Source organism: Collinsella sp. An307 (assembly GCF_002161805.1).
GTDB lineage: Bacteria > Actinomycetota > Coriobacteriia > Coriobacteriales > Coriobacteriaceae > Coprousia.
This window is the reverse complement of the sequence record NZ_NFIP01000004.1, coordinates 40,769-52,249: the sequence shown is the minus strand read 5'-3', so window position 1 is coordinate 52,249 and position 11,481 is coordinate 40,769. Positions and strand designations below refer to the sequence as shown.

The window sequence follows — 11,481 nt, the reverse complement described above, 5'->3', positions numbered from 1 at the left end:
AGTCCGTTTGCGGGGGGGGGCGGTCCTCTATCGCTCCCAATGCGGAACCGTTTTGGGTATATAGGCTCTATGGTTTCCTGCTGGGGAGGAGGCACCATGAACGGCATCGTCGACATGCTCAAGACGTCGTGGCAGGTGATGGGGGAGCAGGCGCGGCGCAAGTTCCTTCGGTATCTGGTGTTTACCTTGGTGGCGGACGCCATCGCCTCTATAGCGCTCATCGTGCTGAACGTTATGGATGCTGTAGGCATCAATCCGTTTGGGGAGCTGGACGTAGCGCAGGCATTCAACTTGATAATTGGCCTCTATCTGTTCTTCTTCGTGTTCTTGATCATCACGATTATCTTCATTGCGGGCGCCTACAAGGCAATCAAGCGCGACTACTTTGCTCGGAACTTCGCGGGAGAGACCTTTGTGGAGCAGAATCATTGGAGCAAAAAAGACGCGTTTCTTCTCTATGCTGGGCTTGTGGGTCTGGTGGCGTTCATCCCTAACATCGTGTCGCTTCTGACGGAGCTTGTGCCGCCCATCAATCCCGATGTGACGAGCATCATCACGTGCATCGTCTGGATCGGCATTGCCATCTACGCCGTGCCGCGCTGCTGCGAGCGCTACCTCTCGCCTGCACCTAAACTGGATGCTCCCTCAACCGAAGACGGGTCGCATGCCGATTAGGTAGCGCATGCATCGCCCAGCACATGCTTTAGCCTGCCAAAGCGACTTTGCCCTCTGACGTTCTTTTTGTCCGATACCCCTTTTAACCTGCGCAATCATACGCTATGGTGTGTCGCGGACCAAAGGGGGCAGGCATGGCAGAACAAGAGGATATTACAGCGGAAGATTTCGGCACCGATGCCGCCTCCCGTGCCCGCCGTCGCGGTATTCGCGAGCGTCTCAACGCCTCGGCAAACCGTAAACTTATCACGGGCTTTCTGGCTACGCTTGCGGGCGGTATCTTCTGGGGCTTCTCGGGAACGTGCGCGAGCTACCTCTTTGAGAACTATGCGGTCGACACCGCGTGGCTCATGGTCGTGCGGCAGCTCTGCTCGGGCGCGCTCTTTCTCGTTTTCATCCTCGCGACCGACCGCGCTCGTCTCAAACAGCTGCTCACCACCCCGCGTGACCTCGCTCTGCTTGCGGTCTTTGCGGCGAGCGGCGTCTTTCTCAACCAGTATTTCTATCTGCTCGCCGTGCGCGCTATGAACGCCGGTACCGCGACGGTGCTCCAGTGCCTGCAGCTCATCATCATTATGGTCTACGCCTGCTTGCGCGCGCGGCGCGGTCCCCGCAAACGCGAGCTCGCGGGTGTGGTGCTGGCGCTCGCCGGTACCTACCTGCTTGCGACGGCGGGCAACCCCTCCACGCTCGTTATCCCGCCCGACGGGCTCGCCATCGGCCTTATCGCCGCGGTGGGCGCCGCGTGCATGTCCATCATCCCCACGGGGCTTCTTGCCCGGTACGGCTCCTCGATCGTGACGGGCATGGGCATGCTCGTATCCGGCATCGCGTCCTCGGTCATCATCCGTCCGTGGGAGCAGGTGCCCGCATTTGACGCTATGGGCTGGGGCGCCTTCGCGGTGCTTGTCTTTGTGGGGTCGTTCCTCGCGTACTTCTTATATATGCAGGGCGTCAAAGACATCGGTTCCATGCGGGCGAGCCTCATCGGCACGGTCGAGCCGGTGTCGGCGACCATCACAAGCGCGCTCTTCTTGGGCACGGTCTTCGCACCGACCGATATCGCCGGCTTTGCCCTCATCATCGCGATGGTGTTTCTCACGGTGTAGACTGGCTCACCGCCGCGCTGCAACATGTGTTGATTTTTCGCGCTCGCGCAACTTGGTTATACTGTCCGGCAAGAAACCACCGCCGCGGGGCACGCTTCGCGGTGTCTGATTTGATGTATCAACCGGCCGCCAAGGGGTCCTCGTGAAGCTCGTCGTTGCAGAGAAGAACATCGCCGCGCAAAAGATCGCGCAGCTGCTCTCCACCACCAAGCCCAAGACCGACAAGGTCTACAACACCCAGGTCTACCGCTTTGAGGTAGCGGGCGAGGAGTGGGTCTCCATGGGCCTTGCCGGGCACATCTTGGCGCCCGACTTCCCCGATGACGTGCTCTTTGACAAGAAGCAGGGCTGGTACAGCGTGACCGAGGAGGGCGAGGTGCTCCCCGCGGACATTCCCGACGGCCTCGCGCGCCCGCCGTATGCCACCAAGCGCAAGCCCTACCTCGAAAATGGCATCTCGCTCAAGGGGTGGAAGGTCGAGAGCCTGCCCTACCTTACCTGGGCGCCCGTGCTCAAGAAGCCGGCCGAGAAGGAGATCATTCGCGTCCTCAAGAATCTCGCCAAAAAGGCGGACGAGGTCATCATCGCCACCGACTTCGACCGCGAGGGCGAGCTCATCGGTTCGGACGCGCTCGACATGATACGCGAGGTCGCGCCGGAGCTGCCGGCGTACCGTGCGCGCTACTCGGCGCTCATCAAGGGCGAGGTGACGGCGGCCTTTGAGAATCTCGTTACGCTCGACCAGAATCTGGCCGACGCCGGCGAGAGCCGCCAGTACATCGACCTTATCTGGGGCGCCGTGCTCACGCGCTACCTCACGCTTGCACGCTTTGGCGGGTTTGGCAACGTGCGCTCCGCCGGTCGCGTGCAGACGCCTACACTCGCCTTGGTGGTCGAGCGCGAGCGCGAGCGCATGGCCTTTGTGCCCGAGGATTACTGGCAGATCCGCGGCCTTGCCGCCAAGGACGGCGACGAGTTCAAGATCTCCCACGCCACGGCGCGCTTTACGGACAAGACGGCGGCAGAGACGGCGTTTTCGCACGTCGAGGGTGCCACAACCGGCACCGTCACGCAGGTGGCCAAGCGCGCCCGCAAGCAGCAGCCGCCCATTCCGTTCAACACCACGAGCTTGCAAGCCGCTGCTGCGGCCGAGGGCATCTCGCCGGCGCGTACCATGCGCATTGCCGAGAGCCTCTACATGGCGGGTCTCATCTCCTACCCGCGCGTCGACAACACGGTCTACCCGCGCTCGCTCGATATCGCGGGTGTGGTCAAGGGCCTCGCCGATACCAACCCGGCGCTTCGCCCCGTGTGCGGTAAGGTCCTTGCCGGCCCCATGAAGCCCACGCGCGGCAAGGTCGAGACCACCGACCATCCGCCCATCCACCCCACGGGGCAGGGCGACCCGTCGAGCTTGGACGGCGGTCAGAAGAAGCTCTACCAGCTCATCGCGCGGCGCTTTTTGGCGACGCTCATGGGCCCTGCGACCATTGAGAACACCAAGCTTGCGATTGATGTGGCGAGCGAGCCCTTCACGGCGTCGGGCGACGTGCTTGTTGAGCAGGGTTTCCGCGAGGCCTACCCCTACGGTCTCAAGCGCGACGAGCAGCTGCCCGCGCTTGCCGAGGGCGACGTGGTCGACGTGCGCGACATCAAGCTCGAGGCCAAGCAGACCGAGCCGCCCGCGCGCTACAGCCAGGGACGCCTCGTGCAGGAGATGGAGAAGCGAGGCCTGGGCACCAAGTCCACGCGTGCCTCGATTATCGAGCGCCTCTACCAGGTGCGCTACCTTAAAAACGACCCCATCGAGCCGAGCCAGCTCGGCATGGCCATTGTCGACGCGCTGCACGAGTTTGCGCCGCGCATCACCACGCCCGAGATGACAGCCGAGCTCGACGAGGATATGACGCGTGTGGCAGAGGGGCAAGACACCCAGGAGCGCGTTGTGGACCACTCGCGGGCGCTGCTTGCCGGCATGCTCGACGCGCTCATAGAGCACAAGGACGACCTGGGCGACCGCATCGCGGACGCCGTCACGGCAGACGCCAAGGTGGGTACCTGCCCCAAGTGCGGCAAGGACTTGGTCATGAAGACCTCCGCCAAGACCCGCGGCAGCTTCATCGGTTGCATGGGTTGGCCGGACTGCGACGTCACCTATCCGGTCCCCTCCGGCGTGAAGGTAAGTCCCCTCGAGGGCGAGGCGGCCGTGTGCCCGGAGTGCGGCGCGCCACGCATCAAGTGCCAGCCGTTCCGTAGCAAGGCCTACGAGGTCTGCGTGAACCCCCAGTGCCCCACCAATTACGAGCCCGACCTCAAGGTGGGCGAGTGCCCCACCTGCGCGGCGGCAGGGAGTCACGGCGACCTCATCGCGCACAAGAGCGAGAAGAGCGGCAAGCGCTTTATCCGCTGCACCAATTACGACGACTGCGGCGTTTCCTACCCGCTGCCGGCACGCGGCAAGCTCGAGGCCACGGGCGAGGTGTGCGAGCACTGCGGGGCGCCCATCGTGGTGGTCGAGACGGCGCGCGGTCCGTGGCGCATCTGCGTGAACATGGACTGCCCCAGCAAAGAGAAGAAACCCGCTCGCGGCCGCGCCGGCGCGCGCAAGCCGGGGGCAAAGAAGACCTCGGCCAAGAAGACGACCAAGAAGTCTTCGGGCACCAAGGCGAAATAGTACCCGGGCACCGTGCTTGTACGGTGTCCGGACGTTCGTTTACCATGGGACGATACCGCACATGGTGCGGTTGACGTCTAATAAAGGAGGCACGTATGGCCACCTGTCCCGTATGCGGGCACGAATTCGAGCCCGAAGATTCCCAAAATGCCGTTTGTCCCGCCTGCGGTGCGGTGTTTGCAGGCGATGCGGACGAAACCAGCGCTACCGATGAGGCTCCGCAGGAGGAGCCCGCTGCTCAGGAGGCACTGCGTGAAGAGCAACCCACGCAGGTAATCCCGTCCGAGGAGGCACCCACGCAGGTGGTTCCTCGCGAGGAGCCGGCTACCCAGGAGATTCCGCAGGAAGAGCCCCCCACGCAGGAGATTCCGCACAGCGCGCCGACCGAGCCCTACCCGGCCACCGGCGCATCCGGTGCGGGTGCCACCGGCGAGCCGCCCGCCGGCCCCGAGATCCATCCCGCCATCGCTGACCCGTATCGTCCGAGTCCGCTCAAGCGCGCCTGGATGGACTTCAAGGCGTCGCCCGGCAAGCTCTGGATCATCCTCAAATTGGCCCTCTTCCAGTTTGTTCCGGGCGTGGGAAGCCTTGTGCTCAGCGGCTACGCCTACACATGGGCGCGCGAGCAGGCGCTCGGCCGCCATCTGCCCCTTCCTACCAAGATCGTGCGTCCCGGCGTGCTCGACAACGGCCTCTACATCTACGGCGTCTCGGTCATCATGACGGTCGTCTTCTTTGTGCTCGGCCTGTTTGCCGCGACGGTGTTCAGCGCGCTTCGGCTGTTTATCATCTTCACTCTGCTTGTCATTCTGTTCGTTGTCTGCTGCGGCCCGTTCTTTGCCGTGATGAACATGCGCACGGCGCTCTGCGGCCGCGTCCGCTCAGGCCTTAACCTCAAGCGCGCCTGGTCGCTCTTTGCAGCGCCGGGCAAGACCGGTCAGGTGTTTGCCGCGTACTGGGGCCCCGCTGCCCTCGTGGTGCTCCTTACCTTTGTGTGCTACCTCTTGCTGTTCATGGTGGTCATGGGGTCGAGCGTCTCGGTCGCCTACGGGATGTCGGGTGTCTATCACTCCGATTACTACATCGTCGCGCAGCTGCTTGCCATGATGCTCTCGTTCATCCCCATCACGATTCTGGTGCTGTTTGCGGTTTTCTTTGTGAGCACCGCCGCAACGCTCGTCACGGCGCGCGCCCTCGGTTACTGGGCGCAGGACTTCCACCCCGAGGCGTGGCCCGAGTACCAGGAGAACGTCAAGTACTACATGGACCGCGCGGTATAGGGGGTGCCCATGCCAACAGCTTCGCTTGCCGCGCCTACGCCCGCGTTCATCACCGTGGAGGGTATCGACGGATGCGGTAAATCCACGCAGGCGGCGCGCATTGTTTCTGCACTCGAGCAGGCGGGCTACGACGTGCTCGCCCTGCGCGAGCCGGGCGGTGTGGTCATCTCCGAGAAGATCCGCGCCCTTTTGCTCGATCCTGCGCATGCCGAGATGAGCGATACCTGCGAGCTGTTGCTCTACGCCGCGGCCCGCGCCCAGCTTGTGCATGAGCGTATTGAGCCGGCGCTCGCGGCGGGCAAGGTCGTTGTGTGCGACCGCTTTATCGACTCGACCACGTGCTATCAGTCGTTTGCCGACGGCATCGACCGCGCGTCGGTCGACGCCGCCAATGCTATCGCGGTGGGCGGCTGCCGTCCGGCGCTCACGCTCGTGTTCGATATCGACCCGGCCATTGCGGCCGAGCGCGCGCAGGCGCGCGGGGACGCGGCCGATCGCATGGAGACGAAGGGCCTTGCGTTCCAGGAGCGCGTGGCCGCTGGTTTTCGAGCGATCGCAAAGGAGGAGCCGTCGCGCGTGCGCCTCATCGATGCGGCGCGGTCTGTCGAGGACGTTTTCTCCGATGTCGCTGCCGAGCTCGTGGCAGCGGGCTTTTCGCTAGGGGGCGTCTGAGACGGTGGAAACGACTGCCAAACGTCCCGCACCGGCGAGCCTTCTTGCCAAGCTCGACACTCAGCCGCGCGTGCGCGACTTTCTGATGCGTGCCGTCGAGGGCGACCGCACAAGCCACGCGTATCTCTTCCTGGGTGCCCCCGGTTCGGGCAAGCTTGATGCCGCTTGGGCGCTCGCTCAGGCGATTATCTGCGAGAGCCACGGCTGCGCCTCGTGCGAGGCCTGCGTGCGCGTGGCGCGCCGGACGCACCCCGACGTGCATTATCTTTCTCCCGAGAGCGTGACGGGATACCTCATCGGCCAGACGCGCGACCTGATTGAGGACGTTGCGCTCGCTCCCATCCGCGCTCGCTCGAAGGTCTACATTGTCGACCGTGCCGAACGGCTGCGGGCGGACTCCGCCAATGCACTGCTCAAGACCCTTGAGGAGCCTCCACAGGGCGTGACGTTCATCCTGCTCGGCACCTCGGCAGAGACGATACTTCCCACCATCGTCTCGCGCTGCCAGTGCGTTCCCTTCCGCATGGTGTCGCCCCAAGATGCGGCGACGGCCGTCGCACACGCCACCGGTGCTGCTCCCGAGCGCTGCCGTATGGCGGTTGCGGTGGCAGGAAGCCCGGCGCGTGCGGTGGAGTTTCTTAAAAGTGCGGAGCGCCAGGCGGCGCGCCGCACGATGCTCCGCACGCTCGACGCACTGCCTGAGGCGGACGACCTCGATATCCTAAACGCGGCAAAACAGCTCATCTTAGAGGTCAAGGCGCCGCTTGCGGAGGTCAAGTCCACCCAGGAGGCCGTGCTCAGCCAGAACGCCGACTACCTCAGCCGTGGAGCATTGAAGCAGCTTGAGGACCGTCAGAAGCGCGAGCTCAATGCGCGCGAGCGTTCGGGTATCATGGAAGTGCTGGCGAGCGCCCGCTCGCTTCTGCGTGACGTACTCGGCGTGCTCGAAGGCGCCAGCGACGGCATCGTCAACGAGGACGTTGCCGCAATCGTCGAGCGGCTTGCCGCCCGGACCAACACGGCAGGTGCGGTGCGCGCCATCGACGCCGTGACGCGCGCCGAGCGAACCGTCGCCCGCAACATAACCCCTCAACTGGCCCTCGAGGTCATGTTTCTCGATATCAGGAAGGCACTCCTATGCCGGTAGTTGTTCCCGTAAAGTTCCCCTTCGCCGCGCGTGAGCTGTGGTTTGATCCGCAAGACCTCGACATCGTGGAGGGCGATTACGCCGTCTGCTCCACCGAGCGCGGCACCGAGCTGGGTCTTGTGACCGAGGACCCGTATGAGGTTGAGGAGGAGGATCTTGCGGCGCCGCTCAAGCCGGTGATCCGCATCGCGACCGACGAGGACCTCGACCGTGCCGACGAGCTCGCCGACCGCGGCGACGCCGCCATGAGCGACTTCCGCCGCCTTATCAAACAGAACAACCTCGACATGAAACCGGTGGGCGTGGAGTTCCTCTTTGGGGGCGAGAAGGCGGTGTTCTACTTTGCCGCTGAGGACCGCGTCGACTTCCGTCAACTCGTCAAGGATCTTGCGAGTTGCTTGCATGTGCGCGTCGACATGCGCCAGATTGGTGTGCGCGATGAGACGCGCCTGGCGGGTGGCTATGCCCAGTGCGGGCAGGAGCTTTGCTGCACGCGCTTTGGCGGGCAGTTCGAGCCGGTCTCCATCCGCATGGCAAAAGAGCAGGACCTGCCGCTCAACTCGTCCAAGATCTCTGGCGTGTGCGGCCGCCTCATGTGCTGTTTGCGCTACGAGTTCGAGGCGTACAAGGACTTTAAGAGCCGCGCGCCTAAAAAGAAGACGCTCATCGACACGCCGCTTGGCAAGGCGAAGATCCAAGAGTACGACACCCCGCGCGAGCAGCTTGTGCTCCGCCTTGAGAACGGCAAGGTCTTCCGCGTGAGCCTGTCCGACATGACCTGCTCGGACGCTTGCAAGAAGCGTGCCGAGGAGCAGCATTGCGCCTGCCGCCCCGATTGTGTGACCCGCGACGTGCTCGAGAAGATTGAGTCGGCCGATATCTCGCTTGCGCTTCTTGAGCTCGATCGCCAAAACGGTGTGGATGTGGGCGACGGTCTGTCGCAGGCGGACCGCATTGCTACGTCCGGGCCCACCTCGTCGCGCCGCCGTCGCGGCTCTGACGAGGGCGAGGCCGGCGCCCCCGCGCGTAAGCGCTCGCGCGCCAAGGCCTCTCAGGTCTCCGACGAGGGCGCGGACGCCCCGCGTGAGGGCTCCTCGTCCCGCCGTCGCCGCAAGCGCTCCTCCGAGGCGGAGGTTCGCAACGAGACCGAGGCTACGCCGTCGCAGAACACGCGCCGTCGCCGCCGTCACCTGACGAGCGAGGAGCGCGACGATGCGTTCCGCGCCGCTGCCGCGCGTGAGAATGCCGCTGAGAGCGACGCGTCCCCCAAGCCGACGCGCTCGCGCCGTCGCCGCCACACCGCGGGCACGGACGCTCCTGAGCGCGGTCGTTCTGTCAAACCCGATAAGCCCTCCGTTGCCGACCAACTTGCCGAGGGCGAGGTCAAGGTGACGCGTCGCCGCCCCGGCGACGGGGGAGGCCAGCGCCCGAAGGCGGATGCCCCTGCGGCAGGTTCCGAGGGTGCCGGCTCCGACGGATCCGCCCCCAAGCGTCGCCGCCGTCGTCGCTCGCGCAAGCCGCGCTCCGAGGGCGGTGCCTCCGGATCCTCGGCGGCATCCCAGGCGGAGTAGCGCAGCTCCGGGCTCGCTGCGTATAGCTGCCCGCTTTGCGGGTATAGAGCATGCATCGCCACCTCTCCCTCGCATGTTCGGGGGAGGGTTTTCATGTCTGTATGCGCCGCGTGCACAAAAGAGTCTTCTACATCCGTCCGCATGCCGAAGGCCAACGTGCGCGGGAAGGAGCTCGCACGCCTTGCGCGACCGTTTCTAGAAGTCCTCTCGCCCACGCGGTGCGCCGGGTGCGAGCGGCCCGGCGCCCTCATCTGCCCTGCATGCCTCAACCGTCTCGTCTTAATCGACCCTGCCACGTCCTGTATGCGCTGCGGGGCTCCGGGCGGCTACATCATCTGCACCGAATGCGGGAATCCCACGGGTGCCTCTGTGAGCGGCGCGTCGGCTTCGGACGACGAGTCGCCTCTCGACCGGGTACTTGCCACGGCGGTCTTTGAAGACCCCTTGCCCCGCATCGTGCGTGCGTACAAGGACGGTGGCGAGCGCAGGCTCGCACCGCTCATTGCCCAGATGCTTCTCGATACCGCTGAGCACGCGCAGACCGAGGCGCCCGACCGTTACGGAGGGGTCCTCGCAGGGGCCGACGCGCTCGTGTTTGTTCCCGCTACGGCGCGTGCTTATAGGCGGCGCGGATTCGACCACATGGAAGGCATCGTGCGCGAGCTCGGCGAGCTTGCAGGCGTGCCGATGGCAGACGCGCTCGTCAAGCACGGCAGCGCCGACCAGCGCAGGTTGGGGCGAGCGGGAAGGCAGGCGAGCTCGCGAGGTGCGTACGAGACGGTCGAGCAGGTAGAGGGCATGCGCCTTCTGCTCGTCGACGACGTCATCACCACGGGCGCGACGTTGCGCTCCGCAGCCCGCGCCCTTGCCGATGCAGGGGCTGCGCATATCGACGCCTTGGCTGTCGCGCGGGTGTGTTAGTGCCGCTCCACCCGCGAGCTGCTATAATGCCAACAACCCTCAGGCTGTGGTTGCGGGTGCACATCCACCCTAGTCCAAGACAGACGCGGTCAAAGGGATCCACGTAAGTCGCCGCGTGCGCGCGGGGACGATCATGGCGCGTCCTAGAGGTAAGCCGCACCGTCCGTCCTACCAACTTTGGGGCAATACCGCCCCGCGGGCGAGCGGGTCAGTCGTGAAGGATGCCGCGGCATCCCGAGCAAACGCCCCGGTGCGCAAGTGTGGGGTCAAAGACCAGGTCAGCTGAGGGGCTGAGATTATGGCGCCGTCCGCCTTGTGCGGGCGGCAGGTTCCGCGCAAGGCGGACATATGAGGGATGGGACGATGCCATGGCGAGGGTTGCTATGAGACTTCGAGTAATTGCTACGGCGTGCGCGGTCGCCGTGCTGGCAGCAACCGGCCTGGGCGGGTGCTCCCTTTTTACGCCCCCACTCAGCGAGGCTCCTGCCGTTGAGAAGAACACCCAGGTGATAGAGGACTCCTATCTGGTGACCCCCGGGACGCTGACCGTTGCCATGGACACCTCCGATGCCCCGCAGGCGATGGTCCTTACCGAGGGCGTGGAGGGCTACGACGTGGATGTCGCCTGCGCGCTTGCCGAGAACATGGGTCTGGAGCTTGCGGTGGTCTCTGGCACGTCTGCCGAGAGTACGGTCGGTGCGGGTACGGCCGATCTCTACCTTGGGGCGGAGACGACCGATGCGGCAGAGGGCATCACGGTGTCCGGCGTCTATCTTGAGAATGCAACGGCCGTATTCGGTACGTCAGATGCGGCGTCGCTCTCCGCGGCTGATCTTGCTGCCGCGACGGTCGCCGTTCAGGATGGCTCCGCTTCCCAGGAGGCGCTTGTGCGCAGCGCCATCGGTGCCACCCAGAGCACGTATTCAAATGTTAACGCCTGCTTTGACGCGCTTGCCTCCGGCGAGGTCGATTACGTGGTGTGCGATGCCACGGCCGGCGCCTATCTCGCCCGCGCCTATCCGGGCGTGTCGTTCGAGGGGACGCTCAGCTCGTCGACGGCCTATGGGCTCGCAATCGCCTCCGACGCTCACGAGCTTTCCGACGCCGTCTCCTCCGCGCTGGACGAGATCTCCTCCGACGGAACGCTCGATGCCGTTCATACCGTCTGGTACGGAACCATGCCGTTTAGCCTGAGTGATACCGTGGTGTCGGGCGTCACCATCTCTGCGAGCACCGATGCCACACAGGCGCAGGACGAGGCGGCGGAGGACGGGGAGTCCCTGGATTCGCTCAACAGTCTTGATTAGTTCCATAGTCTTGACTAACTCCACAAGCGTATAACGCTGGTTTGTCTAGCCCGCCTTCGGTAGGCGGGCTTCTTCTTTTCGCCAACGGGAGTCGCCGTCTTTCGTGCTCGGTTCGGCCGGGTTTG

Annotated in this window: 9 protein-coding genes; all 9 read left to right on the top strand. The window is 64.7% G+C overall.

Annotation, left to right across the window (positions count from 1 at the left end):
- Positions 1 to 96: 96 nt before the first annotated feature.
- The 9 genes from B5F89_RS04430 to B5F89_RS04390 all read left to right on the top strand — a co-directional run bounded on the left by B5F89_RS04430 (position 97) and on the right by B5F89_RS04390 (position 11,356).
- Entirely contained in the window at positions 97 to 675 is a 579-nt protein-coding gene (locus B5F89_RS04430) for a hypothetical protein (protein ID WP_087430595.1), read from the top strand.
- Positions 676 to 809: 134 nt separating this feature from the next.
- Positions 810 to 1,784, top strand: a complete 975-nt coding sequence (locus B5F89_RS04425) for an EamA family transporter (protein WP_087430594.1) — start codon at positions 810 to 812, stop codon at positions 1,782 to 1,784.
- A gap of 142 nt (positions 1,785 to 1,926) precedes the next feature.
- Positions 1,927 to 4,458 (top strand): DNA topoisomerase I, encoded by a 2,532-nt coding sequence (locus tag B5F89_RS04420; RefSeq protein ID WP_087430593.1) that lies wholly within the window; start codon positions 1,927 to 1,929, stop codon positions 4,456 to 4,458.
- 95 nt (positions 4,459 to 4,553) lie between these two features.
- Positions 4,554 to 5,738, top strand: coding sequence for a DUF4013 domain-containing protein (locus tag B5F89_RS04415; protein ID WP_087430592.1), 1,185 nt, complete (start codon positions 4,554 to 4,556; stop codon positions 5,736 to 5,738).
- Between the two features lie 9 nt (positions 5,739 to 5,747).
- Entirely contained in the window at positions 5,748 to 6,410 is a 663-nt protein-coding gene (gene tmk, locus B5F89_RS04410) for a dTMP kinase (protein WP_087430591.1), read from the top strand.
- A gap of 4 nt (positions 6,411 to 6,414) precedes the next feature.
- A complete protein-coding gene (locus B5F89_RS04405; protein ID WP_255375154.1) occupies positions 6,415 to 7,557 on the top strand; it encodes a DNA polymerase III subunit delta' C-terminal domain-containing protein in 1,143 nt (380 codons plus the stop codon).
- On the top strand, positions 7,548 to 9,128 hold the full coding sequence (gene ricT / locus B5F89_RS04400) for a regulatory iron-sulfur-containing complex subunit RicT (protein WP_087430590.1): 1,581 nt from the start codon (positions 7,548 to 7,550) through the stop codon (positions 9,126 to 9,128). The genes B5F89_RS04405 and ricT overlap by 10 nt, the downstream gene beginning before the upstream one ends.
- Before the next feature lie 93 nt (positions 9,129 to 9,221).
- Positions 9,222 to 10,049, top strand: coding sequence for a phosphoribosyltransferase family protein (locus B5F89_RS04395; protein WP_239286672.1), 828 nt, complete (start codon positions 9,222 to 9,224; stop codon positions 10,047 to 10,049).
- 383 nt (positions 10,050 to 10,432) lie between these two features.
- The gene (locus B5F89_RS04390; protein ID WP_239286671.1) at positions 10,433 to 11,356 is read left to right on the top strand and encodes a transporter substrate-binding domain-containing protein; all 924 of its coding nucleotides are present in this window, start codon (positions 10,433 to 10,435) and stop codon (positions 11,354 to 11,356) included.
- Positions 11,357 to 11,481: the final 125 nt, after the last annotated feature.